28 protein-coding genes and 2 tRNA genes are annotated in these 26703 nt (G+C 53.3%); 13 read left to right on the forward strand and 17 right to left on the reverse strand.

The window, feature by feature from the left end; genetic code table 11:
• Window positions 1-93: 93 nt before the first annotated feature.
• Together IPM58_02415 and IPM58_02420 are read right to left on the reverse strand one after the other, a co-directional pair.
• Complete coding sequence (locus IPM58_02415) at window positions 94-825, reverse strand: cytochrome-b5 reductase (protein MBK9305951.1); 732 nt, start codon at window positions 823-825, stop codon at window positions 94-96.
• 23 nt (window positions 826-848) lie between these two features.
• Window positions 849-1694, reverse strand: coding sequence for an SEL1-like repeat protein (locus IPM58_02420; protein MBK9305952.1), 846 nt, complete (start codon window positions 1692-1694; stop codon window positions 849-851).
• A 244-nt stretch (window positions 1695-1938) separates the two neighbouring features.
• Here IPM58_02420 and IPM58_02425 point away from each other — a divergent pair, with 244 nt between their 5' ends.
• Window positions 1939-2355 carry a hypothetical protein gene (locus IPM58_02425; protein MBK9305953.1) on the forward strand — a complete coding sequence of 139 codons (417 nt, stop codon included), beginning with the start codon at window positions 1939-1941 and terminating at the stop codon, window positions 2353-2355.
• A gap of 36 nt (window positions 2356-2391) precedes the next feature.
• Here the strand turns inward: IPM58_02425 and IPM58_02430 are convergent, their stop codons facing one another.
• Together IPM58_02430 and mazG are read right to left on the reverse strand one after the other, a co-directional pair.
• Window positions 2392-3009 (reverse strand): hypothetical protein, encoded by a 618-nt coding sequence (locus IPM58_02430; protein MBK9305954.1) that lies wholly within the window; start codon window positions 3007-3009, stop codon window positions 2392-2394.
• Complete coding sequence (mazG, locus tag IPM58_02435; GenBank protein ID MBK9305955.1) at window positions 3006-3887, reverse strand: nucleoside triphosphate pyrophosphohydrolase; 882 nt, start codon at window positions 3885-3887, stop codon at window positions 3006-3008. The genes IPM58_02430 and mazG overlap by 4 nt, the downstream gene beginning before the upstream one ends.
• A gap of 160 nt (window positions 3888-4047) precedes the next feature.
• Here mazG and IPM58_02440 point away from each other — a divergent pair, with 160 nt between their 5' ends.
• The 3 genes from IPM58_02440 to IPM58_02450 all read left to right on the forward strand — a co-directional run bounded on the left by IPM58_02440 (window position 4048) and on the right by IPM58_02450 (window position 8362).
• Complete coding sequence (locus tag IPM58_02440) at window positions 4048-4443, forward strand: DUF1844 domain-containing protein (protein ID MBK9305956.1); 396 nt, start codon at window positions 4048-4050, stop codon at window positions 4441-4443.
• 136 nt (window positions 4444-4579) lie between these two features.
• Complete coding sequence (locus tag IPM58_02445; GenBank protein ID MBK9305957.1) at window positions 4580-6910, forward strand: HAMP domain-containing protein; 2331 nt, start codon at window positions 4580-4582, stop codon at window positions 6908-6910.
• Between the two features lie 60 nt (window positions 6911-6970).
• Entirely contained in the window at window positions 6971-8362 is a 1392-nt protein-coding gene (locus IPM58_02450; protein ID MBK9305958.1) for a sigma-54-dependent Fis family transcriptional regulator, read from the forward strand.
• A 19-nt stretch (window positions 8363-8381) separates the two neighbouring features.
• Here the strand turns inward: IPM58_02450 and IPM58_02455 are convergent, their stop codons facing one another.
• The gene (locus tag IPM58_02455) at window positions 8382-8996 is read right to left on the reverse strand and encodes a response regulator (GenBank protein ID MBK9305959.1); all 615 of its coding nucleotides are present in this window, start codon (window positions 8994-8996) and stop codon (window positions 8382-8384) included.
• A 244-nt stretch (window positions 8997-9240) separates the two neighbouring features.
• Between IPM58_02455 and IPM58_02460 the strand changes: the two genes are divergently transcribed.
• Both IPM58_02460 and IPM58_02465 read left to right on the forward strand, forming a co-directional pair.
• Complete coding sequence (locus tag IPM58_02460; GenBank protein MBK9305960.1) at window positions 9241-10278, forward strand: phosphoribosylformylglycinamidine cyclo-ligase; 1038 nt, start codon at window positions 9241-9243, stop codon at window positions 10276-10278.
• Window positions 10268-10939, forward strand: coding sequence for a phosphoribosylglycinamide formyltransferase (locus tag IPM58_02465; protein MBK9305961.1), 672 nt, complete (start codon window positions 10268-10270; stop codon window positions 10937-10939). The genes IPM58_02460 and IPM58_02465 overlap by 11 nt, the downstream gene beginning before the upstream one ends.
• Here IPM58_02465 and IPM58_02470 read toward each other — a convergent pair whose 3' ends face one another.
• Both IPM58_02470 and IPM58_02475 read right to left on the reverse strand, forming a co-directional pair.
• Window positions 10940-11857: a DUF72 domain-containing protein gene (locus tag IPM58_02470; protein ID MBK9305962.1), complete on the reverse strand. Its 918-nt coding sequence runs from the start codon at window positions 11855-11857 to the stop codon at window positions 10940-10942.
• A 19-nt stretch (window positions 11858-11876) separates the two neighbouring features.
• Window positions 11877-11952: transfer RNA gene (locus IPM58_02475), tRNA-Ala, on the reverse strand.
• 892 nt (window positions 11953-12844) lie between these two features.
• On the opposite strand from IPM58_02475, the gene IPM58_02480 reads away from it, so the two are divergent.
• On the forward strand, window positions 12845-14761 hold the full coding sequence (locus tag IPM58_02480; protein ID MBK9305963.1) for an acyltransferase: 1917 nt from the start codon (window positions 12845-12847) through the stop codon (window positions 14759-14761).
• Between the two features lie 198 nt (window positions 14762-14959).
• Here IPM58_02480 and IPM58_02485 read toward each other — a convergent pair whose 3' ends face one another.
• The 5 genes from IPM58_02485 to IPM58_02505 all read right to left on the reverse strand — a co-directional run bounded on the left by IPM58_02485 (window position 14960) and on the right by IPM58_02505 (window position 19788).
• Entirely contained in the window at window positions 14960-15286 is a 327-nt protein-coding gene (locus tag IPM58_02485) for an Hpt domain-containing protein (protein MBK9305964.1), read from the reverse strand.
• Window positions 15283-17523 carry a response regulator gene (locus tag IPM58_02490; protein MBK9305965.1) on the reverse strand — a complete coding sequence of 747 codons (2241 nt, stop codon included), beginning with the start codon at window positions 17521-17523 and terminating at the stop codon, window positions 15283-15285. Before IPM58_02490 ends, IPM58_02485 begins: the two co-directional genes overlap by 4 nt.
• Window positions 17524-17559: 36 nt before the next feature.
• Window positions 17560-18564 (reverse strand): diguanylate cyclase, encoded by a 1005-nt coding sequence (locus IPM58_02495; GenBank protein ID MBK9305966.1) that lies wholly within the window; start codon window positions 18562-18564, stop codon window positions 17560-17562.
• Between the two features lie 55 nt (window positions 18565-18619).
• Window positions 18620-19258: a response regulator gene (locus tag IPM58_02500; protein ID MBK9305967.1), complete on the reverse strand. Its 639-nt coding sequence runs from the start codon at window positions 19256-19258 to the stop codon at window positions 18620-18622.
• A gap of 83 nt (window positions 19259-19341) precedes the next feature.
• Window positions 19342-19788: a GatB/YqeY domain-containing protein gene (locus IPM58_02505; GenBank protein MBK9305968.1), complete on the reverse strand. Its 447-nt coding sequence runs from the start codon at window positions 19786-19788 to the stop codon at window positions 19342-19344.
• A gap of 138 nt (window positions 19789-19926) precedes the next feature.
• On the opposite strand from IPM58_02505, the gene IPM58_02510 reads away from it, so the two are divergent.
• The 3 genes from IPM58_02510 (at window position 19927) to IPM58_02520 (ending at window position 21394) form a co-directional block, all read left to right on the forward strand.
• On the forward strand, window positions 19927-20148 hold the full coding sequence (locus tag IPM58_02510) for a hypothetical protein (GenBank protein ID MBK9305969.1): 222 nt from the start codon (window positions 19927-19929) through the stop codon (window positions 20146-20148).
• A 386-nt stretch (window positions 20149-20534) separates the two neighbouring features.
• A complete protein-coding gene (locus tag IPM58_02515) occupies window positions 20535-21092 on the forward strand; it encodes a hypothetical protein (protein ID MBK9305970.1) in 558 nt (185 codons plus the stop codon).
• Window positions 21093-21106: 14 nt separating this feature from the next.
• A complete protein-coding gene (locus IPM58_02520; protein MBK9305971.1) occupies window positions 21107-21394 on the forward strand; it encodes a hypothetical protein in 288 nt (95 codons plus the stop codon).
• Here IPM58_02520 and htpX read toward each other — a convergent pair.
• A complete protein-coding gene (gene htpX, locus IPM58_02525; GenBank protein MBK9305972.1) occupies window positions 21391-22278 on the reverse strand; it encodes a protease HtpX in 888 nt (295 codons plus the stop codon). The two genes, IPM58_02520 and htpX, sit on opposite strands and share 4 nt — an antisense overlap.
• Before the next feature lie 371 nt (window positions 22279-22649).
• Here htpX and IPM58_02530 point away from each other — a divergent pair, with 371 nt between their 5' ends.
• On the forward strand, window positions 22650-23705 hold the full coding sequence (locus IPM58_02530; GenBank protein ID MBK9305973.1) for a squalene/phytoene synthase family protein: 1056 nt from the start codon (window positions 22650-22652) through the stop codon (window positions 23703-23705).
• A gap of 33 nt (window positions 23706-23738) precedes the next feature.
• Here IPM58_02530 and IPM58_02535 read toward each other — a convergent pair whose 3' ends face one another.
• From IPM58_02535 to IPM58_02550, 4 genes are all read right to left on the reverse strand, one after another.
• Window positions 23739-23972, reverse strand: a complete 234-nt coding sequence (locus IPM58_02535; GenBank protein MBK9305974.1) for a hypothetical protein — start codon at window positions 23970-23972, stop codon at window positions 23739-23741.
• A gap of 65 nt (window positions 23973-24037) precedes the next feature.
• Window positions 24038-24421: a hypothetical protein gene (locus IPM58_02540; GenBank protein MBK9305975.1), complete on the reverse strand. Its 384-nt coding sequence runs from the start codon at window positions 24419-24421 to the stop codon at window positions 24038-24040.
• A gap of 49 nt (window positions 24422-24470) precedes the next feature.
• Window positions 24471-24824 carry a (2Fe-2S) ferredoxin domain-containing protein gene (locus tag IPM58_02545; GenBank protein ID MBK9305976.1) on the reverse strand — a complete coding sequence of 118 codons (354 nt, stop codon included), beginning with the start codon at window positions 24822-24824 and terminating at the stop codon, window positions 24471-24473.
• 12 nt (window positions 24825-24836) lie between these two features.
• Window positions 24837-25220 (reverse strand): hypothetical protein, encoded by a 384-nt coding sequence (locus IPM58_02550; protein ID MBK9305977.1) that lies wholly within the window; start codon window positions 25218-25220, stop codon window positions 24837-24839.
• Between the two features lie 163 nt (window positions 25221-25383).
• Between IPM58_02550 and ald the strand changes: the two genes are divergently transcribed.
• Window positions 25384-26487 (forward strand): alanine dehydrogenase, encoded by a 1104-nt coding sequence (gene ald / locus IPM58_02555; GenBank protein ID MBK9305978.1) that lies wholly within the window; start codon window positions 25384-25386, stop codon window positions 26485-26487.
• A gap of 35 nt (window positions 26488-26522) precedes the next feature.
• Window positions 26523-26599, forward strand: a tRNA-Pro gene (locus tag IPM58_02560).
• Window positions 26600-26703 lie beyond the last annotated feature (104 nt).

Raw genomic sequence — 26703 nt, forward strand, 5'->3', positions numbered from 1 at the left:
TCCTTCAACTTGGAGTCAGGCTTCATTCATCGGTACATCCAGATCAGCCGTTCTGACACCTACCCAAAGTCTCGCGTCGATATGTCGATATGGTCACGGGAGAATAATGGCCTGTTCCGGATAGCCGAGTTCTTTGAGCGTGATTTCGAGGGAATCAACCATCGGCGGAGGACCGCAGAGAAAAATACAGGTGTCAGGGGATGGCGCAGGAAGGTGTTGTTGTAACATACCCGATGTCATGCGGCCTGTGCTGCCCGACCATCCGGGAGGGGGCTGTTCCAGGACATGGTGACAGTGAAAGTTCGGAAACTGTCGAACGTCGTGTTCCCATTCTTGTCTGAAAATAATGTCTGACTCGGTCTTATTCGCAAAGATCAAGAAGAGCTCTACGTCGAGCTTCTGGTGCAGAATCCACCGAATAATGGAGATCATTGGGGTGATGCCGGTTCCCCCGGCCACGAATCCCACACGCCTTGCCATGCCATCGACCCAATGCCCGCCTGTGTTTGGCCCACTCATGAGCACTGTATCTCCGATGTGTTGATCGTGCAGGTACTTCGACACAACGCCGGTGTCATACCGTTTCACCGTGAGATCGAAGAAACCCGTGATACCAGGGAGTGAAGAGGGTGTGTACGCTCGCTTGACCTGTTTGCCGTTCAATGTCGCATGGATGTAGAGAAAGTCGCCTGGCAGCATATCCAGTGTGGTATCGGCAGACAGTTCGAACCGAAAAGTCTTTGTGTCGTGGGTGTCGGTCTCGATATGGATCAGGTTGTATGGAGTCGGCGTTTTGGTTTTGACGCGGACAATGGGAGACAGCATGGTTTACCTCAGCGAGTCGAGCGTTATCGTGGAGAGGTAGGGGTTGGCCCTCTCTCTTTAGCTTTATGATCACCCGTCCGTTTTGCTTCTAAACCGGCCAGAACCGGCCGAGCAGCGGTCACATTATGGCGAACGGCTTGGGAGAGCCAGTGGTGCGCTTCTTCCGTATTCCGTGTCACGCCTCGACCATAGGCGTACATGACGCCGAGAACGTACATCGCTTGTCCGTTCCCAGCTTCTGCTAAGCGACGCAATCCGGTCGAGGCTTTCTTGTACCAACTGATAGATTCCGGCGCGTGTGGTCCCTTTTCTTTTGCATAGTATTTACCAAGCCGATACTGTGCGAACGCATCACCGTGCTCCGCCAATTGAGCGTCTGGATTCGGATTCGACGGTGACTTTTTCGCAGGTGCACGCGCAGGCGTCTTCTCATTGTTCGAACCCGGTTCTGTACCATCCGCAGGATGAGGTGCTGTCACAGATGGTTTTGGCGGCTGGTCCTCATGAGTCGTGGGCTCGGGTGAAGGGAGATGGTTTTCAGGAGGAGGGGAGGGTATTAATTGCTGGGATTCGGCCAGATGTTCAGGCTGGGATACAGGGGGCGGACGGAAATCTTCCTCGCGACTCTCGATCGTGGCGGCCTCTGGGTGGGATTGGCCACATTCCTCGGTTGGACTTCCCGGGGTATCCTGGCTGGTTGCGTCTTGGCAGGCTGAATCATCCTGTGAGGCGGGGGGCGATCCTATGACCGTCCAGGCGATCCAGAGGGTTGGGATGAGGAACAAACTCCATCGGAGTAGTCGACGTCGCAAGATGGTCCGATCGCTGGGCGGGACGATGACGAGTCCGGGGTAGTCCTTTTGGGCCATACCTTAGGTGCGGAGAAGTCTTTGATAGAGTCGATCAAGCTGATTGAACGGCAGCTGCACACTATTCAATCGGTACAGTGTGATACTCCGTGACCTACCGCGTTTGCATGGAGCGGTCCACGACAGACTCCGCATACTGTACCATGAGTTGCCGTACAGAGCCTCTTGTCCTGCAGACGCACAAGACCCTATGGTAAGGTGACGCAACTGCTCGACAAGAAAAACCCGGGAATTCAGTTGAATCATGCCGCCAATCGAGAGTGTCCTTACCATACTGGAAGTCAACGGTCCTTTTCGGGAACCGAGAGAACAGGTCTTTTCCTATGACTATGCCATCCAGCGATCAACTTGGGTGACCCCGCATGGGGTCCGCGTGAAGGTTTCTATACCGGATGAGCTTGAGACGTTCAAGAGGCGTCTGCTGGGGGGGGTGGCTGGTTCGCCTGGTCAGCAACTGCTGATGAGTAACATTCTCTCTCGGGCGATTGCCGATTGGAAGATCAGGGTCGCCGATGAAGAAGGCTTCTTGACTGAACGACGTGACGTGATGTTGGGCCCGTTTATTGGCCCGCTGAGCCATCTCTTTGTGAAACTGGAAGCGCTGTTTGAAACGGCTCAGGCGCCTGTCCGTGAAGAGGTTAAGCGAAGGGTTGGGCTATAACCTCTTCTAGCCTACGCAAAGTGTTTCGTGCATGTGCTAAAAGATTCTACGGTGATGCTTGGAGTGTACGCCCGACTCATCGGCAAATCCAAGCGAGCCGGTATCCGGGCTTCCGGTGTCATTGAGATCAATGCGGTAGTAACCACGGACGTGTTCCATCGCCACTTCGAAGGGAATGGCATTCGGATAGAGTGTTCCTGGTACATGCGCCCCTCGTGCCAGCGTGCGGATTGTATCCGGATCGGCGAATTGTTTATCCGAAAAAATAAAAATGTCCGCGATGGCGTGTTCGCCCAGCTTGTGACCTGGTGTGGTGGGGGGAAGTTGCTCAGTCATGGTTCCATCCAATCGTGCATCCCGCAGGCGTTTTAAGAGCGCAACGATTTGACTATCCGTTGCCTGCGAAGGTACGACCAGCCCCAGGACATTCATGTCCGCGATAGTCGTATGGACCTTAAACATGACGGGGATTGCTTCCGGGTCTTCGATGACGGAAACTGTAGGGCCTTCGGTCCCGGTGACTTGTTTGTTCCGTGAGCTGGGGACGATTAAGGCGACGAACAGCCACAGTCCGATGAGTGTGCCGAAGACCACCAACAGCGGGTGAGCTCCGGCACGCTTTCCTTCCTGGTAGGGATCCTCGTTCTTGCTCATATCGTTCGATTGTCCATGGGTGGAGGTGTGTTGGGAGTGGGAGGCTCCAACCGCCGCTTGGCTTCCTCCCAGAACGAATCCATTTCAGCCAGTGTCATATCCATCAACGTCCGACTCTGTTCTGTAGCCTGCGCTTCTACCAGGTGAAACCGATCGGTGAAACGATTGGTCGCACGGCGTAGCGCTTCTTCCGGGTTGACCTTGACGAAACGGGCGAGATTGACGAGGGAAAATAAGATATCTCCCAACTCTGCCTCGATGTCCGCCAGTCCGTCAGGCTGATTGAGGGCCGGGTCGATGCCCGCCTGAGCCAGCGCGTCCTTCAACTCGTCCACTTCCTCCGCGATCTTGCCAAAGATCTGCTTGAGACCCCCGGCGTTGTGTGGCCAATCGAATCCGACCCGTGCGGCCCGGGCTTGTGTTTGATAGGCTCGGAGTAACGCCGGCAAGGTTTTCGGTACGCCGTCCAGCGCAGAGCGTGCACCACCGGCAACCGCTCGTTCCGCGCGTTTGATGTCTTCCCACTGGGCCACGACCTGCTCGCTGCTTGTGACCGGCGTGTCTTGTCCGCTGGATCCGAAGACATGGGGATGTCTCCGGATCAGTTTGTCGGCGAGGGTCTCGAGCACCTCCTCGACGGTAAACGCCTCGGTCTCCGCCGCGATTTGGCTGTGGAACACAACTTGTAACAGCACATCCCCTAATTCCTCCTTAAGCTTCGGCAGGTCACGTTGATCGATTGTTTCGAAGACCTCGTACGCCTCCTCTAGAAGGTAGGGTTTGAGGGACTCATGGGTCTGTTTCCGATCCCACGGACATCCATTTTCCGCACGTAGGGCAGCCATTAACTCGACGACCTTTGTGAATTGATGCGACATCGGAAATCAACCCTTCTTGTGGGTTCCCTGTCAGCACGGCAGTTAGGCCACTCTATAACGACGGCGACGCGCTCTTCAATCTCTCTGACGGCTTGCGGGTAATCAGGCCCTATGGTAGGGTACCGACGTTGCCTAAGGGGTCATGAGAAGAGGGTGGGGAATGGCTGACGAGGAGCAGGGGTTCGTCATTCGTGACAAACGAGGAGGCGCAGGAGGCGAGAGCCCTCCACGTACCACTGCAACCACAAAAGAATCACCAGCCTCTACCGCCACCTCTACTGATGAGCCGAGTCGCGTGGCTCCGGCACCCCCGGTGACGTTCTCTTCTTTTGTGATTTCATTGGGTTCGTCTTCGCTCATGCTGATGGGCGAGCAACTGGATCCCCAACAAGCCCCCATGCCTGTGAACCTTCCACAAGCGAAAGAGATTATCGATCTGTTGTCTGTCCTGGAAGACAAGACGAAGGGTAATCTGACCTCTGACGAGCAGACAGTTCTCCGTGACATGCTGTACGCACTTCGTATGAAGTATGTCACCTTGGCCTCGCCGAAATAAGATCCCGTTGTCCTGCTCGTTGTTCAAATCACCGACATCTTGTGCTCCGCGTGTAGGTTTTGAGACAGTTTCGCAAGTCGGCTATAGTGCTAAGGATTGCTTATTGCTAACAGTGCCGGTGGCTGTAGGCGTGTGAATGTTCGAGCCAAACTATTCCATGCAGGAAAAGGAATCCGCGCCAGGAGAGGAAGGCCTGAAGTCAGGCATGATGGGTGCCCGGTTCAATCGTCGTGCCGGTGATCGAGCCAAGAAGCCTGAGCGCAAGGGACCGCATCTTCGTCCTGTCTGGATTGTCCTGATTCTTCTTGTCCCTTGCGTGGCGCTCACGTTGTACTATTCGCAAATAACGGCGCCCGACGTCCAAGAGACCGGTTCTCTCCTCCCCACGACCAGTTATGCCCTCGTCCTTCTGTTGGTCAATTTGGACCTGATTGGTTTCGTTGTCCTTGTGCTCTTGTTGTCACGCAATCTGATCAAGGCCTATTTTGAACGTCGCCATCGACTGGTCGGGTCGGGATTCCGCACGAAACTCATCGCCGCGTTTATCGGGTTCTCATTGATCCCCACGGTGTTGCTGGCGGTCCTCGCGAGCGGGTTGGTCAATAAGGTCGTTGATGTGTGGTTCAGCGAACATATTGAAAAAGTTATCAACGATTCATACGAAGTCGCGCGCATGCAACATGCGGGACATGTGTCACTTGCGGTGAATAGTGCTCGGGCGATCTCGCAGGAGCTGTTTCGTGAGGAACTGCTCATTCCCGAACAGCGGGATCTCCTCATCGCTGCCATGGCCAGGAAACGTATGGAATATGGGGTAGCTGGAATCGAAGTTTTCTCGAACAAGATGGAGACCCTGACCAAAGCGCTTGATCCTGATATTCCAATTGGTGTGCTGGAATTACCCATCAGTCAATTAGTGCTTCAGGTGATCAATGGCAAGCAGGAGTTTACCTCCGTCCAGGAAGCGCAGACCGGTCGACTGGTACGTGCCGCGATTCCCGTGGCATCAGGAGGCCGACGCGGTGACTTGGAGGGGGTCGTCGTGGTCGAAACCTACGTTCCAGAGTCGCTGTTGACGAAAATGGAGCGGATCGGCCGCCAGTATTCGGAGTATAAGCAGATCAAGGCGATGAAGAATCCCATCAAAGCCGGCGCGTATTTGTTTGTTGCTGTGGTAACCGTGCTGATCCTCTTCAGCGCCACGTGGTTCGGATTTTATGTGGCGCGCGGTATTACGGTTCCCATCCAACGGTTAGCCGAGGCGACGGAAGCGGTTGCCCAGGGAGATCTCTCCGTGCAAATTGATGCGAGGGCGACAGATGAGATTGGTACGTTGGTCGAGTCGTTCAATCGGATGACGCAGGATCTTCAAGGAAGTAAATCTAAACTAGAAGAGGCGAACCTGACGCTCCGCAATACGAACGTCGAGTTGGATCGTCGGCGAGCCTATATCGAAACAGTGGTCGATACGATTGCCGCTGGGCTTTTGTCCATCGACCGACATGGGCTCGTCACCACGTTTAACCCATCGGCTGAGCGCATTCTTGGTCTAGCGGCCGATCGGTTCAGGGGGCGGCCTGCCAATGAGGTCTTCAAGGAGTTCAGCCTGGACTTGTTTCAAACCGCCTATGATCGAATGTTGGCCGATGAACGGGACGATCTCGATCTTGACGGACAGTTGGATATTCAAGGGAAACCGATTACGATCGGGTTAAAGGGCTCTCGAATGAGGGACGAAGCCAACAAGGATTTGGGATTCGTGTTGGTCTTTGAAGACTTGACGGAGTTGATTAAAGCCCAAAAGGTTGCCGCATGGCAGGAGGTCGCAAGACGCGTGGCGCACGAAATCAAGAACCCCCTGACCCCTATTCAGCTCTCCGCACAGCGGCTGCGAAAGAAGTTTTTTGAGAAGTCTCCTGATTTGGAACGAGTCTTCGATGATGCGACGAATGTGATCATCACCGAAGTCGGCAGCCTCAAGGCGATGCTTGATGAGTTTTCAAAGTTTGCTCGATTGCCTGCTCCACAAATGAGCCGACAATCATTGCATGAGGTGATTCGAGAGGTGGCGACCTTATATCGCGAAGCACAGAAGGATCTCGAGCTGATACTCGAACTGGACGACGATCTGCCGTCCCTCAACTTCGATCGGGAACAGCTGCGGCGCGTGTTCGTCAATCTGTTCGATAACGCGGTTCAAGCGATGAATCAAAAAGGGCGACTGTGGGTTGGAACGAAATACGACACGAAGCGACGGCGGGCCGTGGTGACCGTTGCAGACGAAGGGCCTGGTATTGCACCTGAGGATCAGGACCGCCTGTTTGTACCCTATTTCACTCGAAAAAAGACAGGAACCGGACTAGGACTGGCGATCGTCCGTCGCATTATCACGGATCACGAAGGGCAGATCCAAGCCGGGAACAATCAACCGAGAGGAGCTGTGTTTACGTTTGACTTGCCGGTGTAGGAAAAGCGGTTGTCGGTCGGTATATGTGATTGGGAGTGGGTCAGGTGGTAGGGAGGGAAGATGTCGGCATCGATTCTCATAGTGGATGACGAAGACGCGATTCGGACGTCCCTGCGGAGCATCCTTGAAGATGAAGGCTATGACGTAACAGTTGCTGCGACTGGAGCCGAAGCGCTGAAGATTTATGGGACGGACCCGCCGGACCTCATGATTCTTGATATTTGGATGCCCGAAATGGATGGGCTCGAAACTTTGCGGAGGGTGAAAGAATTCGTGCCTCACACGCAGGTCATGATGATCTCGGGACATGGGTCCATTGAAACGGCGGTCAAGGCGATTAAGCTCGGAGCCTATGATTACATTGAAAAGCCGCTGTCGTTGGAAAATGTGACGCTCCGTGTCAAGCATGCCCTGGAGCAATACCGATTGGCGCAGGAGAATCGGTCTCTTCGGACCAAGGTCCAACAGAAATTTGAGTTGGTTGGGCATTCTCCCGCGATGCAACGGTTACGGGAGCTCATCCAGACTGCCGGTCCCACGAATAGTCGGGTGCTGATCGGAGGGGAGAATGGAACAGGGAAAGAGCTGGTCGCTCGGGCGATCCATATGCACAGCTCCCGCTCGGATCATCCCTTCGTCGCCGTTAATTGTGCCGCCATTCCTGAGACCTTGATTGAGAGCGAGCTGTTCGGACATGAGAAAGGCTCATTCACAGGCGCCACGTCGATGAAACGCGGACAGTTTGAACAGGCTGATGGAGGCACGTTGTTTCTCGACGAGATCGGGGACATGAGCCTCAGTACCCAGGCGAAGGTCTTGCGGGCGCTCCAAGAGCAGCAGTTTACGCGAGTCGGTGGAACCAAATTGATGAAGGTTGATGTACGGGTGCTTGCGGCATCCAATAAGGATTTAGAAAAAGAGATCGCCAAAGGCCAATTTCGCGAAGACTTGTTTTACCGCCTGAATGTGGTTCCGATCGTAGTGCCTCCCTTACGGGAGCGGCGGGAAGATATCCCCGCCCTAGTCCAGCATTTCATGAAAGCCCATGCCGAGGAGCAGGGCTTACGGATGAAGGAAGTGTCCCTAGAGGCAATGTCGGTCCTCCAGCAGTATGATTGGCCAGGGAACATTCGGGAGCTAAGGAATCTGATCGAACGACTCATGATCATGGTCCCAGGATATGTAATAGAGGGTTCCCAAGCCGTCATGTCATTGCAGGGGAGAACAACCGGACCGGTCTCCGTCGCTGCTCCTGCCACGAGTGTCCTTCTGGCAAAATCGTACGACTCATTGCGGGATGCTCGGAATGCATTCGAAAAGGACTATATCAGTCGTAAACTTCGGGAGCACCATTGGAATATTTCCCGAACCGCCGAAGACCTCAAGATTGAACGGAGCCATCTCCACAGAAAAATTAAGTTGCTCGACGTGGAGATGCGGCCTGAAGCGTAGCACCTCTAGGGAAGGACGATTACGTCGAGCATCCAGAACACGTGACGCTCTGAAATTGTGCTTCAGGATGGTTCTGCACGTACTCGGTGAGTGCGGTCTCGGAAATGTGTGCAGGGTGAGACTTTTTACAAGTCGGACAGACCGGGATCAATCGTTGTAAAGCCTGCATCTCCCTCAATGCTTGGTCGAGGTTGCTGATGGTTTTGGTGACTTCCTCTTCCCAGCTTCTCCGGGCGTCGACGTCTTGTTTGAGTTTAAAGGCCGATTTCACTCTGGCCAGGAGCTCGACCGATTCGACCGGCTTTCGAATGTAATCTCCCGCTCCGGCATCGAAGGCGGCCTGGAGAAAGTCTTTTGGGTCGCGTGCTGTTACCATGATGAGGGGAGTGTGCGCATAGGCCGGGACTACTTTGATGCGTCGGCAGGCCTCGACCCCATCCATGTCCGGCATCTTAATATCCATCAAGATCAGGTCCACGCTCAGGCCACTGGCACCGGCATGATCCAGGTCGAGCTGGGTGAAGGCATCCCTGGCGGACGCGACGGTGACGAGATGACGATAGCCCGCAGTCTTAAGGATGTGATGAAGGAGGAGGCGCTCATCCGGTGAGTCATCAACGATTAGAATACCCATTGACCTAGCCAATCGCAGAGGGTCTTGATGTCGACGTCGCAGAGCGGTCTGCTCTCAGTCAGTATAGGCAATATTTCTAGGGCATCAAGGAAAATGCAGAACGCCCGGAGCGAACCTGTCTATAGATGCCCGCCCCAGCGGACGCGTTGACCTCTGGTGTACCCTTCGTTAAGATGCGCCTCCGAAGTTAGCGGATGGTCGATCCAATGGACTTTTGAGCCGCTTTGTTCCAGGACATTCGAAGATGACGACCTATAGGGATGCCGGTGTGGATATCGATGCAGGCGACGAATTCGTCAATCGTATCAAGCCGCTGGTGCGATCCACGTTTCGCCCTGAGGTGCTGACGGACTTAGGCGGATTCGGTGGACTGTTTGGTTTTCAAGCCGGCAAATACAAGGATCCCGTGCTTGTCTCGGGTACCGATGGTGTTGGGACTAAGCTCAAGATTGCCTTCATGATGGATAGACACGAGACTGTGGGGATCGATCTTGTGGCGATGTGTGTCAACGACATTGTGGTGAGTGGGGCGGAGCCGCTGTTTTTTTTGGATTATTTCGCAACCGGAAAATTGTCCGTCGCAAAAGCCCAAGAAGTGGTAGCGGGCATTGCTGAGGGCTGCCGCCAAGCCGGCTGTGCACTCGTCGGCGGGGAAACAGCCGAAATGCCTTCCTTTTACCCGGATGGGGAATATGACCTTGCCGGATTTGCCGTCGGCGCCGTGGATCGTTCGAAGATAATCGATGGACGACACATCGTGCCCGGCGATGCGATCGTGGGAGTCGCTTCTTCGGGACTTCATAGCAATGGATATTCCTTAGCGCGGCGAGTCTTGTTCGAGGAAGCCAAGCTGACGGTGACCAGTCGTCTTTCTGAGCTTGATGAGTCGGTCGGCGAGGTTCTTCTCACCCCCACGAGAATTTATGCGAAGCAGATTTTGACGCTGGTTGAGCAATTTCCGATCAGAGGCATTGCGCACATTACCGGCGGAGGGATCACTGAAAATTTGCCGCGCGTCTTTCCCAGCGGTGTGCGGGCGAGGATCATGCGCACGGCCTGGTCGGTTCCCCCGATCTTTCACGTCATGAGTAGCTTGGGGCAGGTCGATCGCGACGAGATGTACCGAGTATTCAATATGGGAATCGGGCTGGTCTTGGTGGTCCCGTCGGATTCGGTGAACAGTGTGCTGGCCCATGTGCAAGCTTTGGGTGAGCGAGCTTGGCGCATCGGAGAGATCGTCTCGTCAGATGGCAACGAACCCGGAGTGGAGTATGTCGATTAGTCGTCCGGTCCGCCTGCGGGTAGCGGTACTGGCCTCCGGTCGTGGCTCGAATTTGCAGGCCATGATCGATGCGATCGAGTCGGGTCAGTTGCCGGCCGAAATTGTGTGTGTCATCAGTAATAAGAAGGATGCCGCTGCACTTGAGCGGGCTCGAAAGCACGGACTCAAGGACCTATTTGTTGATCCGAAACCATTTTCCGGACGGCCCGATAGTCGTGAAGCCTATGACCTCGCGCTGTTGGAGATCTTGCAACAGCATGAGGTCGAACTCGTGCTTCTCGCGGGTTATATGAAAATCGTCACCCGGGTGTTGGTCAACGCCTACGCTAATCGGATGATGAATATACACCCCTCGCTGCTCCCGTCATTTCCTGGGTTGGATGTGCAGAAGAAGGCTCTTGAATGGGGTTGTAAGTTGGCTGGCTGTACGGTGCATTTCGTCACGGAAGGGGTCGATGAAGGGCCGATCATCATTCAAGCAGCCGTACCGATTCTCGATCATGACACTCCGGATACACTTGCGGCGAGAATTCTCGTTCAGGAGCATAAAATCTATCCCCGTGCTGTACAACTTTTCGCCGAAGGCCGCCTGCGGGTCGAAGGCCGCCGGGTACTTATTGATGCTGCCAAACCGGAGGGTGAGGCCATTGCCAATGCATGATCAGGGGTGTTCACGAGCTAACGAGGAGGTACGGAGACTGCTTATCAAGGCTTGTATGGTGATCGGTGCATTCCCCTCCGATCGATTGTTTACCAACACATAGGCCCGGCGGTTTTCGCTCGCGCTCTGCTTCATAAGTGCCACTGTTTCTTTCCGCATCTGGGGCAACTCTTCTACTATCTTGTCATAGGGTGCCGCCCGTTTCTTCGCTGTTTCATAACTCATGTTGAGTGGCGTGAGTAGACGGACCACGGTGAATGGCGCCGTGAAACGTTTCTCCATTTGTTCGTGTTGTGGCAGCAACGGTGGCATGTAGGACCAGTGGTTGTAGACGTGCGCCACTCCATGGCTCTCCAAAACCTTCCGATAGTCCGGCCCGAGTAAGCCCGGATTGCGGATCTCGACCGCGTATCGGAAATCATGCGACAGTTGGCCGAAGAACCGGTCCAGTCGAGAGCAGAACTCGTCGGCGGTCAAGCCGTGCCTCTGAAACTCAAAAATGAATGGACCGAGGTGTGGTTCAAAACTCGCTTCTCGATAGGGTGTCAACACGAGATCAGTGAACAAGGTCGCATCGAGAAAACGTGGATTCGGCATCCCAGCCTTAAGGCCATAACGAGCGTGCTTGGCATAGCGGGGGATGGTGATGTCTTCCCACACCTTGAAGCACATCTCGAAATCTTCGGGAAGGTGTTTCAGGTAATGCCGAAGTTGATTGGTCGTAGGAGGGCGATAGAAGGTCGAGTCATTGCCGACGGTACGAAAAATGGGCTCACCGTTGTGGAGGTATTGACAATATTCTCCGAGACATTCCCTCGCAAACGTCGTCTTAGCATACTGCCGTTGATAGACCTGTCCTCTCCAGCCTTCGTAGGTCCAGGTGGAAGTGCCGAAACGAATCAAAGGGGAGAGGGGCATGAGAGAACATTCTAAAATTTGGTGGAGGGCACGGGAGTTGAACCCGCGACCCCTACGTTGCGAACGTAGTGCTCTCCCAACTGAGCTAGCCCCCCACCTCAGGAAGCTGGACGATGCAGACCATGAACCTCGCAGCGTTGGCTGTACATCAGCGTACAGTTGGGTAGCTGCGATAGAAGAACGGGGAGGAGTATCGGTCCGCTCCGTCTGTAGATCCTGCATTATACACAACCTGTCAAGAAGACTCTACCCATAGATGTCTCATGCAAGTAACATTTGGTTTTACGAAAATTGCATGACTGGATCACAGGCACACAACAATTATGAAGGTTAGGATAAAGATGTTTATTGTCTAGATTGGTAGGTCTTCAAAGTGCTATTTATTAGACGACTGTAGGTTAGAGGATTGCAGGGAATAGCATACCTTTCTTAAGGCCTAGCCTTTTCATGAAAGGTGCTCTGTCGACGTAGGTAATCTCCTGAGGTGGATGGGGCTCAATAGATTTATGTGTTTATGCTAGGTACAGAAATGCTGGTTCTCGCAGAACTGGCAAATGGCATCGGTCATGCCTGGGCTATCATACCTTCTAGGTATGTGTGAGTTTAGAACCTACGTGTGAAATCAGAGGTCTAAGCCATTGAGATCATATACTCTATGTCCCCCCGCCACCCACGCACCACTGTCCGAGCAGATCTAAGCCTAGGGCTCTCATCCTCCAGGGTGAGCTCATTGCGAGCATAGAAGACTACTGCAAAATTGCCTGAGAGGCTTCATGATGGTTGATTGTAGAGGTACTGACCGAGGGAAGTAATCAATGCCGATCCACGATCGTGAAAATCCTCGTACCTTTGTTGCCCTTGGTGAGGCCCGCAGCGTGGCCTCCTCAGCTCGCTGTCGGACGTGTAGCATCAACGAAACTTTGAAAAGTTTTCGCTCATCGTTTGCCCCTTCGTCGTGTAGTGTGTTGGGTTACTGAGTAAGAGCCCATGAAATATCGCCCAGAAATAGATGGCTTGCGAGCCATCGCCGTCATTCCAGTTATTTTGTTTCACGCTGGCATGCCACTGTTTACCGGCGGCTTTATCGGCGTAGATATCTTCTTTGTCATCAGCGGCTACTTGATTACGACGATCATTCTTACAGAGCTTGAAGCTGGCAAATTTTCGATCCTCCATTTCTATGAGCGACGTGCACGCCGGATTCTGCCGGCGTTGTTCCTTGTCTTGGGGTTGTGCCTGCCGTTTGCTTGGTTGTGGCTCATGCCGGCCGATTTGAGCGAATTTACCGGAAGCGTGCTCGCGGTGTTATGTTTTTCGGCCAACATATATTTTTGGAGACAGAGTGACTACTTCGATTCCGCGACAGAGCTGAAGCCGCTGCTTCATACATGGAGTTTGGGGGTAGAGGAGCAGTTTTACGTGTTCTTCCCCATTTTCCTGCTGCTGGCTTGGCGAATGAGGCGATCGGGGATTGTGGGATTGTTGGTGATCGGCTCGTTGCTCAGCCTTGCGTTAGCCCAGTATGGTACCGGGCTGAAACCGGTCGCAACATTTTTCTTGCTGCCGACTCGCGGATGGGAGTTGGCGATCGGTTCATTGATCGCATTCCATCTAACCGATACCGTACGGCACAAAGAAAAGGAGCATTTCCCATCTGCGCTCTCTCAAATACTAAGCTTGGCAGGGTTAGGGTTGATCATCTATAGCATCCTGGTATTTCATAAAGAGACACCATTCCCGAGCCTGTACACATTGGTGCCGACTGCAGGAGCCGCCTTGCTCATTCTGTTCGCTCGGCCCAATACGGTGGTTGGCCGGGTGTTGGCTGGAAGATTTCTAGTTGCGGTTGGTCTTGTGAGCTATAGTGCCTACTTGTGGCATCAGCCCCTCTTCTCGTTTGCCCGTCATAGAAGTTTGACCGATCTCAATCCTGTTGTAATTGCGAGTCTTGTTGCGCTGACGTTTGGTCTTGCGTATCTCACATGGCGCTTTGTTGAACGGCCATTTCGCCAGAAGGCTGTGGTATCGAAACGAGTGCTGTGGGGATCTGCGGCGGGATGCGCCCTAATCATTGCTTCTTTTGCTGTTGGGCTGCAAGTGACCGTGGGAGAATTTCAGAGCAACATACACCGTGAGTCGCAAGCGCAGTTTCGCGCCTACACCTGTATGTTTGAGCCGGATCAGACACACCAAACATTATTAGAGAATCGCTGTCACCAGCCTCCTGGTCCAGCGTCGCAAAAGGCTGTCGAATCTTTGTCAACTTCGAAGAGATATGTATTGTATGGAGACAGCCTTGCTGCCCACCTGTATCCAGGTCTTGTCAGTAAGATCAGAGAATCTCAAATCGTACAGCTCACCGGAGGTGCATGTCGGGCAATACGCAGTGTCGATACTCCGCGGTGTCTGGACTTTTATGACTGGTTTGTTGATGAATATATTCCAAACAATGCAGCGGATAGAATTCTGGTTTCAAGTAGTTGGTTGAGTGACTATGAACGTCTTGGCGACAAAACCTTTCGCGAGAAGCTCCGCGATTTATTTGAGCGACTACAGGGAAATCGAGTCCTTGTCTATTCGATGGCAGCGTCACTCAAAGTGGATGTTCATCGGTATTATCACAAGCTTGAGACCTTTGGGCATGCGGTGCCTTCCAACTTGATAATGGAAGGGGACGATCTTACCGTTGTTAATTCCGTTCTTCGTGAAGAGGCGGCGAGGTTTGGGTTTGAGTTTGTGGATATCGAAGAGCAGTTCTGCTCCAAAAGCCAATGTCTGGTGGCAAAAGATGGAGTGTTGCAGTTTTCAGACGCTCGTCACCTTACTGTGGCGGGCTCTGTCCTTGTGGCAGAATCCACTTATCGCTTCATAGTCGGAGGATCTTCGGGTGAGCCAACCTCCTAGAACCTGCGCGCTTACAATTTCTTGAGTAACATTGGAATTTCATGCGAGTTGCACAAGTAGACGGCATTTGGCAGTGTTGTACTCCCGTCCAATCAGAAGGCGGTGCTTCCACTGTAGTCAAGTAAAGAACTTGTGAATGAGGAAGTGGGGTTGGTATCGACGTTATGAGCAGGGACGCTTCTGTATATCCATTGGTCCTCATCGATAGACGACGGACACGCGTCTGAGAAACTCTTCGAGCTGCAGAATTTGTTGCTCAATCAGCGGAGAGTCTTTGTGTTGCGCCGCTTGCTCCATGGTGGTTCCAATCTCGGTGATCCTATCGAATCCGTATCCGCCGCCATCACCTTTCAATCGATGGCCAAGGTTCTGAATGGTTCCAAAGTCTTGCTGAGTGAGCGCATCCCGAAGGGTTTGCAGATCGTGGGCTCGATTCTCTAAGAAGGTCGGCACAATCGCTTCCAGGTCACGGGAAATCTCCACGATTACGCGGTCGTTCGAGGTGGGATGTGATGGGGGCATCACGGGATGAGATGCTCCTTGTGTGCCTGAAGAATCTCCAATAGGCTAGATTTCTTCACGGGTTTAGTCAGATGAGTGTTGCAACCAGCCTCGAAGATGCGGGTGCTTTCTTCTTTGAGTGCCAAAGCGGTGAGGGCGATGATCGGCGTGGCCGGGAGATCATGCTCGCGCTCCCACGAGCGGATCGCTTTGGTTGCAGCATAGCCGTCCATGACCGGCATGTGTATGTCCATGAGGATAACGTCGTAGTGAGTGGCTTTGACCTTCTCTACTGCAATGGCTCCATGTTCTGCGATCTCAAGGCAATGGTCCGTCTGCTTCAGGTATGCGCGAACCAAGAGTTGGTTATCGAGAGAGTCCTCAACCAATAGAACTCGTAAAGCCCGTCCTGGAGCCGTAGGGGATGGTTGGACGGATTGTTCAGGAATTGATTGAACGCCCTTTGTCCGATCTAGTGCAATGGCGATTGATTGGAGGAGATCTCCACGTCGAATGGGTTTGATTAAGTAGCCACCCAGTCCGAGATCGTATGTGCGTGCGATATCGTCGGCCCAATGATCGGACGTCAGCATGATGATCGTCGGGCGATTCCCATTGGATGCTGTGTTGACCTGTTCCGCCACCTCAAAGCCGCTCATGGTGGGCATCCGACAGTCGAGGAGGAGTAGCTCATATTGGTGACCCTGTTCGGCGGCACGTCGAATTTCGTCCAATGCGGCCCTTCCGTCACTGGCTTCCGTGACCTGAGCTCCCCATGCGTGGAGTGTTTCACGAAGGATAAGGCGGTTGGTAGGGTGGTCGTCCACGGCGAGGACCCGAACGCCTGTAAGATCAACCGAGGTTGTGGCTTTGTGTTGAATGGGTATTGTTTGAGTCTGAAAGAGGAGGGAACAATGAAATGTACTACCGGTTCCCACTGTGCTCTCCACCCTGATCTGGCCCTGCATGCGTTCGACCAGCCGTTTGGTGATGGCGAGGCCGAGCCCCGTTCCCCCATATTGTCTCGTCGTTGATATATGGGCCTGCGTAAAACTATCAAAAATCGAATCCAGTTTATCTGGAGGAATTCCAATGCCTGTATCGCTCACCGAAACCAGAATGGCTCCAACGGTTGGCCGATCAGGGTCAGGAGTGACACGAACCTCCACGGTGCCGTTTTCGGTAAATTTGAGTGCATTGCTGATCAAATTAATCAAGATTTGCGTTAAGCGCGTTGGATCGCCGATCAAATGACACGGTACGTCTGGACTGAGGTGGGAGGTGAGTTCAAGGCTCTTCTCATGGGCTCTCATCGCCAACATATCGATGGCTTTATCCAGGACTTCACTCAGGTCAAAGTTGATGGTTTCCAACTCCAGATGGCCAGTCTCGACCTTGGAAAGATCGAGGATATCGTTGATAATATTGAGGAGGGTTCCGCCAGCTCGTCGAAAAATCCGCAGATATTTGCGCTGATCAGGCGTCAGGGCAGTTTCCCAGAGAAGATCCGCCATCCCGATAATGGCATTCATCGGGGTGCGAATCTCATGGCTCATGCCGGCAAGGAACTCACTCTTCGCACGACTGGCGACTTCGGCAGCTTCTTTGGCCACGCGGAGAGCCTGTTCGATCTGGCGTCGATCGGATGCTTCCAACGCGAGGGTTGCCAGGGTTGCCAAGAGCTCGACCAAATGCTCTTCTTGCCTAGTCCACTGCCGTGGTGTCTTGATGGATTCGGCGCAGAGCACACCCACGAGCCGTCCCTTCTGTCTAATGGGGGCGCTGAGGAGAGACTGGATATCAAACAGCGAAAGGTATGTGCGTGCAAGATCTCTTGTCCGCGGATCATGAAGCGGACGAGCAGCTGCTACGGCACGAGGTTCTCGAGCGAGCGCCCGAAGATAGTGACGACAGTGTGTGGATGGGATCGCTAGATCAGGCCTAGAGCGTCTTCGGCTAGGTTCATAGAGATCAACCAGTGTGATCGCATCACGTTCCTTGGATAGGAGCCAAGCACTCGAGCGTTCAACCTGAAGTAAGGCGCAGGTGGCTTTTGAGATGGCTCGGAATGCATGGGACAGATCGCCACTATTGAGGGCTTTGCTTTGTGCCAGTTTTCGAAGCGTGTCCTGGTACTGATCGAGAAATGTGGTTATGCTCGAATCGAATGAGGAAGGACCAGGCCGTGTGGGTTGACATGTGTAAAAGGTGGTCTTTGCTGCAACTCGTCCTTGAGATTCTCCCCGAGGGTGACGTGTCATGGGCGTGTAAGCAGCCGGTGAATGGTATGGTCGCGTCTAGTCGGTGTGTGCGTCCTGGACCAGCGAGAGAATACTCGCCGATTTGGTTCGATTTCGCCCCTCTTGTTTGGCTTGATACAGCGCCTGATCAGCTGCTTTAATGAGATCAGTGGGAGAAGAATGCCGGTTTGGAATCACACAGGCATACCCAACGCTGATTGTGACGAGTTCCCCGTCGGCGTTCTTCATACCCAGGGACTCGACTCGCCGGCGCAGGCTCTCTGCCACCTGTGCGGCGCCATCAATTCCGGTGCCAGGCAGAACCGTGACAAACTCGTCTCCACCGTAACGGGCGACCAAATCACCAGGGCGATTCACGGAACTGGAAATAGCGGCGGACACCTGTTTTAGGCATTCATCGCCGGCCGTATGACCTTTCGTGTCGTTATAGGTTTTGAATCGGTCAATATCGAATATGATCAGTGACAGGGGAGTCGACTCCCGAACGGCTCGCCGCCATTCTTGATCTAGAAAATCGTCGAATTGACGTCTGTTGGTGATGCCCGTCAGTCCATCTAAACAGGAGAGACGGAGCAGCATCTGATTGGCTTCTTGGAGTTGCCGCATGACCTCCAGGAGCTCTTGCTCACGTGCGCGTCGACGATCGACCTCATGAACAAGTCGGAGCACCGAACGCACCCGAGTGAGCAACTCGATTTTGTTGACCGGTTTGGCCACGTAGTCCATCGCACCTGCGGCAAATGCCAGCTGAAGATCGACCGGGTCCGTCTTGACGGTCACCATGATGATCGGAGTGTCCCTGAAGCGATCGACGGCCTTGATTTGGCGACAGGCTTCAATCCCGCTCATCTGAGGCATCAGAATATCCATGAGAATGAGATCGACTCGCGCCACGCCATGCTTGCCCCCATCAAGTCCCAAATACTTGAATGCGGCGGCAGCTGAATCCGCTGAATGAATATTTTCGTAGCCGGCGGCGGATAGAATGGCCTGCAATAGGAGTCGATCATCGACAGAATCATCAACAATCAGAATGCTCATATGTCCACGCGGGTTGAACGGATCACAGAGGATAATACTGGCAGAATCGTAACAGCTAGTCCTGATAAACGCCAGGATAAAGCTTTTTGAGGCAGGGCTGGCAAAGCCCATGGCTGAACTCTGCTTCTGAATGTTCACCGATGTATTCTTCGATTTGTTGCCAAAACCCACCGTCGTTGCGGATTTTCTTGCAGGATGCACAGATCGGAATGAGGCCACGCAACACTTTGACTTCCTTGAGCGCTTGCTGCAGATCTTCGTTGATGCGACGAAGTTCGGCCTCTCGCTGTTTTCTTCGGTCCATCTCGGTTTTCAGCGTCAAGGCAGAGGTGACGCGCGCGAGCAGTTCCACACTCTTTACCGGTTTATTGATATAGTCCATCGCGCCGGCTGAAAAGGCTTCCTTCAAATTATCGAGATCGTTCTTGGCGGTCACCATGATGAGTGGGATGTCTCGAAGGTGCACCTGCTGTTTGATTTTCCTACAGGCCGTCACACCATCAAGATCGGGCATTAGAACATCCATCAAGATCAGGTCAACATCGACGGAAGGTGGTCCTCCATCAAGGTTCAATAACCCAAACGCAGTCTTCGCAGAGTCCGCCGCCACAATCTGGTCATGACCGGCCTTGGTCAGGATCGACCGAAGGAGGAGATGTTGGTCAGGGGAATCGTCGACAATCAGGATTGCCATCGGTATTCTTAACGGTTGAATACGCAGAAAACTAAAGGATCAATCCAGTGGAATCCAGTACGGCAAACAGGTATGAGGGTGAATTAGGAGAGCTTGCTTTTGACCAGGTCACTGACGTGCTTGCCGTCGAGAGGCTGTCCAGCCACGCGCGCCATCACGGCTTTCATGATCTGTCCCATATCCTTCATGGAGGATGCCCCGGTTTCGCTGATGACGGATACGACGAGGGCTTCAAGCTCTTGATGGGTCAGCGGCTTTGGGAGGTAAGCCTCAATGATTTCGATTTCTCGGCGTTCTTTTTCTGCGAGTTCCGCCCGTTGGGCCTTCTCAAACTGTTCGACGGACTCCCGACGCTGTTTCACAAGCGTCGTCATGACTCGACTCATTTCAGCATCGTCGAGGTCTCGTTTCAGTTCTACTTCTTTATTCAAGACCGCCGCTTTGACCATGCGGATCACGTCCATGCGAAGTTGATCCCGTGATTTCATGGCGCGTTTTAGATCTTCCGTCAGACGATCGTGCAATGACATAGGAGGTCCCACACATCACAATTTCTCTCAAAGAGGGAGCATACCGTCCCGGTTTCTGAGAGTCAATGACTGGAATTTGGAGATGGTATTTTGGTGCACGGGTGGTATTATTTGACCAATGTGAGCCCGGAGGATCAGATGCGACAACAAGGGACGAAGATGATCGGTATTTATGATCGAGCTGTTATGGCTGGCATGGCAATGATGCTGTTCGGTCTTGTTGGGTGCGCTACAGAAACACCGAAGGCAGCGCCATCGATGACTCAGGATCACGTTCGAGAACATTCCGAGCAGGCATTCGACAAACTCAAACAAGAAGAAAAGAATCGCGCTGCGGGCTCGGCACTGGATCCTCAGTAGTTGGGACAATTCAGTAGAAGAGAGAGTGTGGTACGATTCCGAACTGAATGATAGAGTGACATCCGCGTGGCTCTGCGGACGATGCTTGATGATATTTAACCCGTCCATATCCCTTACTGAGTAGGTTGGTTGTACGTGGCCAAGTCTATGCTCGTTGAGTTCAAGCCCAAGAACCTCCTCTACCACCCCGTTCCCATCATCGTGCCGATACGAAATGGCCATAGTGTGCCGAAATGTCTCATCATGTCCGCCGGTAGTCATTGACCCCTTTGACGCACCTCAGTACGATCAATTCTATGGTGGAGGCAATTCAGAGGCGGACATACTCAAGTGTCTGGCGTGCTGCTTTTGTGGGGAGCCTCCTTCTCATCCAGGAAGAGAGCGGGATGGCCAAGGACCTCCTCGCTCCTAAGGAGCAAGAAATTACAGAGATCGGATCGACTGCAAGCCCGTCCTTTGATGACCAGGAAAAGGGCGCTCCACAATCGCTCTTTACCTGGATTAAGATGGCGAAGGGATTTGATGTGGAATGGGATACCTTTGGGAGAGATGGGTGGTATACCCAGGACCCACGGCTAAAACCGATCGATCCGGGTTCGGTATTCACACCGGAGACTTCGGCGATCTACATCGTCTTTGAAGTGGCTCCGTTGGAGGATCCGGCTCAATTTGCCGTGCAATGGTTCCTGGAACAGTCTCGAGGCCAGGCGAGTGAGAATCCATTGGGTAAGGATGTGCTAGAAGTCCCTGGGCACGAGCGGTATGGTTACCTTGAGTTGAAACGGTCCGGTGCGAGGTGGAAAGTCGGGAACTACGTGGCAAGGATTTATATCACGCCGTTAGGGCAACAGCCATTTCATGCAGCGAACCAAGTTGGTACCATGCGGTTTGCAGTTGGGGAGCGGCTACCTACCTTGCCACCTGGCCAGAGCTCAGTGAAGTAAAGTGTGGGGTGTCTATGGAGCAGGGGATCAAGGTTACGGATCCTGAAAAACTGATGTTGCTCTATGAGCGATTTCGGGATGTGTGTTGGGTCGAAAAAGAGATCTGGAAAGAAATTTTTATGCCGAGGGAAGTGATCGCTGGTCCCGTAAGAACCAACGTCCAAGATCGGTATGAAGTTACGATCAACGATCCCACGATCGAACAGGCGATTGAGACCACTATCTCCTTCGGACTGGCAGCGTTGGGCGCGGTGATTCAAGAGCACCGCGCCCATATTTCCTTTATCAAGAAACCGTCTTAAAGCTGTTCCAGCGCCGCGATTCGCATCTCAATAGGCGGGTGTGTCGAAAATAAGCTCATGAATCCACCGGTTTTCCCGGAGATCTTCATGGTGGCTAAGGCGTCCTGGTTTGAGTAATCGAATTGAGCTCGATTGACCCATCGATCAATCGCTCTGAGTGCACCGATCATAGAGTCTTTCCCATACACCTTGGCGGCAAACGCATCGGCGCCGAATTCACGACGGCGTGAAAACCAACTGATGACGATGGAGGCCAGGATGCTGATGACAATTTGCAGCACGAGTGACAGACCGAAGCCTAATGCAGCCTGATCCCGTTCCGCGAAGAATCGACGTACCCACATCGCGATGTAAAAGACAAACGTGTTCATCAGGCCAGCCAGGACGGTGGTGGCGAACATATCCCCGTTGTACACGTGGCCCATTTCATGGGCCAGGACGGCTTTGACCTCGTCTTCTTTTAGGTTCTCCAGTAAGCCCGTTGAGACGGCCACCATCGAATTGTTCTTGCTGGGTCCCGTCGCAAAAGCATTCGGGTCCGGGGAATCATAAACCCACACCTCAGGCATTGTAATATGGAGACGTTGAGCGATCTCCTGTACGGAACCATAGATGATCTGCTCAGCGCGGGAACGAGGTTGAGTAATCTGCTGGCAATTGAGCATGGCTCTCGCCATTTGTTTAGAGAATGCCAAGCTGATAAAGGCACCCCCAAACCCAAACATGGCTGCCCACACCAACGTTGAAAGATCGACCGACCCTCGAACATCGATCCCGAACATGGGCAGAATCACGTTGATCACGATCGGTGCGGTGATCGAAATCGTCACCATAATGAGAATATTTGCGATCAGCAGTAGGCCGATGCCTTTGAACCACTTCATCGTGAGCCTCCTTCGGAAAGAAACGTTCGCCGCATTCGTAATGCTGAGGCGAGTTGCTGAACTACCACAATTATACACAAATTCGCCGCCTGATATACACTGGAACGACAGGGCACATTACCTCATGCAATAAGACCTCATGGGGCAAAGTCAAGATGCTTCAATTCGTGGAGACAGGTAGTTGGTCTTGACCGCTTCCTGACGTTCCTGTTAGAAACCAACTACTTAGATGAGTAAGTGTAAGATCTCCGGGCCACATCAGGGGTGGCTCGAATTGAATCACGTCGTAGCATCGTTCTTTAGGATCGAGACTCTCTGTGAAGTCGCGAGATCAAAGAGGTTCAGAGGTTCAAAGGGGCTTGGGAAGTGATATGAGGGAGCCGGTTCCGACGACTACTACTTCTAAACACGACTTGTTGCAGGCCTTGCTGAAGAAGGTCTCGCGTCTGTTTTATACGACCTTAGCGGTGGTCCCAGCCGATGTGCGTGATCAGGTAGGACTTGCCTATCTGTTCGCTCGAGCTGCTGACACGATTGCCGACACAGAACTGATCGATCGGTCACGGCGCTTAGGCTTTCTCAATCGGTTTAGAGAACAGGTGCTCTGTGAGCAAGTCGAATGGTCAGAAGTCCGTGCGATTCAGCAGGCAGTGGGGCCTATCCAACAAGTTTCAGCTGAACGGATCCTGCTTGAGCGGTTGGATGAATGCTTCCGACTTCTCCTGGCCTGTTCGCCGGAGGATAGGCACCGGATTCAGAGGGTGATGACGACACTGACCCAGGGAATGGAAATGGATTTGAACCTGTTCCCTGGAAATTCTGTGGAGGATCTTGCCGCGCTCAAGACTCCGGATGACCTCGATCTCTATACGTACCAGGTGGCGGGGTGTGTCGGAGAATTTTGGACCGATCTCATGTGTGCGCATCGTAAGGCGTTGGCGGGTTGGGATGTTCAGCGGATGTCGGAGCTGGGAATCCGATTCGGGAAGGGGCTCCAGCTGACGAATATTGTTAAGGACATCGCTCATGACCTGCAAAGAGGGCGTTGTTACATTCCAGAAATGATGCTGTCGGAAGCCGGGTTGACAGCTCATGATTTACTGGATCAAGGCAATCGACCTCGATTGAGACCTGTGCTGAGGGAAATGGTTCGTCTTGCTGTGGAACACCTTGATCAGGGGTGGCTGTACACGATGTCGATTCCGCGCCATGAAACCCGGTTACGGTTGGCTTGCATGTGGCCGATCCTCTCGGCCGGGGAATCACTCAAGCTCGCTATGAACTCTCCTGACCTGCTGAACCCAGCTGTGAAAGTAAAAATTACTCGCGGTAAAGTCTACCACATTATGGGGGTGACGATCGGCACAGTTGCGTGCGGGTACGCTGGAACTGCCTACTGGGGACATGTGCGGAAGCAACTCGTGTGAATATCTGATGCGTGAACGCTCGAACTCGCCGGTCTACCCGGTCTTCTTCTGCGGCTCCAATAGTTTCTCTCCCTTCTTAAAGACTGCGTAGATGGCTTGTGATGGACAAGCGTCCAGACAGAGCCGACAACTTTCCAAACAGCGCGAGGGATCGAACTTGTAGGGAGGTGTCGACAACCATGCGCTGGTCGGGCAAATCGGTACACACACAGCTTGGTGAGTGCAACGGTCGGGATGGCGGACAAGATGATCACGAATGATCAGCATAGGCTTCACTCCTTCAAAGAGACCTTGAGAAAAGATCTCAAACATATTTTTCTGAGGGAGGCTACTCACTGCCACTCCTTCACAAGCGCTTTGAGTCGGTCTTTGAGCTCAGGAATCTGTTCCAGGTTATTGTGAATGGCACCCACAATCTTTTCTAGTCGAGCGGTTTTCAGCGCATCTTTGTCTTTCTTCACTAATCGGTCATACTCCGCGTAGGCTGCGGGATGTTCAGGTTCCAGCTGTGCCCGAGCGTCCACAAGAGCCTGGCCGATGGCCCAAGGTTCCGGAGCGAGCGGAGGAACAATCGTGAAGGCTGCGTCGGTAAACACAATCACCATCGCACCTGGCTTCCCCGTCAGTGGAAGGACTGTGCGGATTGTCTTCCCCTCACACGCGTGCCAGCTGAGCACCAATCCGGGAAACTGTTGCGCGAAGGCCACTTTTTCCATGTTGGCCTTCCATTTGTCTTCAGTCGGCATGGAGATAGTGTGGTGCGCCTTATGGCCTTTTGAGCGGCGCTAATTGTTCCGGCGCCGGATGTTGCGGCATGAGCAACCGAGTCACGATTTCACCCTTTACGACATGCCGTTCCATGATCTCGGTGACATCGGCTTCTGTGCCGACCCAATACCATACTCCTTCAGGGTAGACCACTACGCTGGGACCGAGGTCACAATGGTCAAGGCAACCAGCCTTATTGGCGCGGACAATGCCTTTAAGATTAAGTCGCTTGGTTTCGCTTTTGAAATGAGCATGAAGTTGTTCCGCACCTAAGTTCGCACAACAACCCCGTGGATCATCCTTGGGCCGCTGGTTGGTGCAGATAAAAATATGTCGTTGAAAGGCCGGCATCGGGTGATTGTGTTAGACGGGCATGGTGAGTGTATCGAGTCGTTCCATGAGGAGTCGGACTTCCGAGCCCGTGAGGAATGGGGATTGCTGATTCGGCGCACTCAGGATGAGTTGGATTTCTTGCAGCCGTAACGTTGCGCGTTGGAACTCATCCCCCTTCGAAAGTTCGGAACTCTGGTCTGCGAGAAGTGCATTCAGCTCCGCATGGATGTCGCGAAAATCTCTGTGCAAGTTTTTCTGCATGGAGCAGGACGTGCAATACCATTGAGGATTCTGACTGGACTGTGGTGACAGGCGATCGTACGGGCGGCCGAAGAAATCTTTCCCCAAGGACAGCCTGAGGAGTGGGGTACTCGATGCTCCGCATGCCGGACACATTTCATTCCACGAGTCCATCCCTACCTCTTTCCAAACGAGTGAGCGCGTATCTTACAACAGGAATTTCCTGACTGTCCATGGGCGGACGGATGTCGCAAGGTCTATCGCTTGGTTCTGAGGTGTCGGTATAATTGTCTTGTGAGGTGGCGAGATCAAGTAAACAGGAGGGAGGCGTGTCTTCATGATCATCGGAATACCAAAAGAAATGAAGGATCACGAATATCGCGTTGCTCTGACGCCTGAGGCTACGGCGGTATTGTGTCAGAGTGGACATGAGGTCTTCGTCGAATCCTCCGCGGGTGTCGGCAGTGGCTGCAGCGATGACGAATATCGGGCGGCAGGTGCACGTGTCACTCCTTCGAAACACGAGATTTTTGAAAAAGCAGACCTGATCGTGAAGGTCAAGGAGCCATTGGTCTCCGAATGTTCACTCTTTCGTCGCGAACAAACCTTGTTTACCTATCTCCATCTTGCAGCGCTACCCGATGTGACAAACGCACTTCTGAGCACGGGGTGTACGGCGATTGCGTACGAGACGACGGAAGCGAAGGACGGAAGCCTTCCGATGCTCAAGCCGATGAGCGAGATTGCGGGACGGATGTCCGTTCAGATCGGTGCGCAGTATCTAGAAAAAATGTATGGCGGACGCGGTGTGTTGCTCGGAGGGGTTCCCGGGGTCGAGCCGGCCCATGTTGTAGTTCTTGGTGCCGGAGTGGTTGGCTCATCTGCCATTCGGATGGCGGTAGGTTTGGGGGCGAGGGTGACCGTCGTCAATCTTGATCTTGAGCGGCTGCGTGTTCTCGATGATCGATATCAGGGCCGGATCGTTACGCGTGCCGCAAGTTCCGTGAACATCGAAGAGACTGTATTAACCGCCGATTTGACCATTGGTGCGGTGCTTGTGCCGGGAATGAAGGCGCCCAAGCTTGTCTCGCGGTCGCTGGTATCACGAATGAAGCCTGGTTCGGTCATCGTGGATGTTTCCGTGGACCAGGGTGGCTGTAGTGAGACGACCCGCCCAACAACCCACTCCGATCCCGTGTATGTCGTGGATGGGGTGATTCACTATTGTGTAGCGAACATGCCCGGAATCGTTCCTCGCACTTCGACCTACGCACTGACCAATGCCACGTTGCCGTATCTGTTGCGACTTGCTTCGGATGGTGTCGATCGAGCAGTTCACTCAGACCCTGGGCTCGCAAAAGGGGTCAACCTGAAAGAGGGAAAAGTGACGTATCGCGGAGTGGCGGACGCTCATGGGTTGCCTTTTACCCCTCTGGTGTAAGACAATACCAACTTCAATTACTGTCTTGGTCTTGTCGGGGCGTAGCGCAGCCCGGTAGCGCACTGCGTTCGGGACGCAGGGGTCGGAGGTTCAAATCCTCTCGCCCCGACCATACCAAGGGTGTTGGTCCCGCCGGATAAAAGCTGCTAGTGGTGTTGATCCTTCGTCCAGGCCTCCTTGGGTTGTTTTATTGGCCGATTGTGTCGTCGGTGTACC

This window comes from Nitrospira sp., from assembly GCA_016715825.1.
Classification (GTDB): Bacteria; Nitrospirota; Nitrospiria; order Nitrospirales; family Nitrospiraceae; genus Nitrospira_D.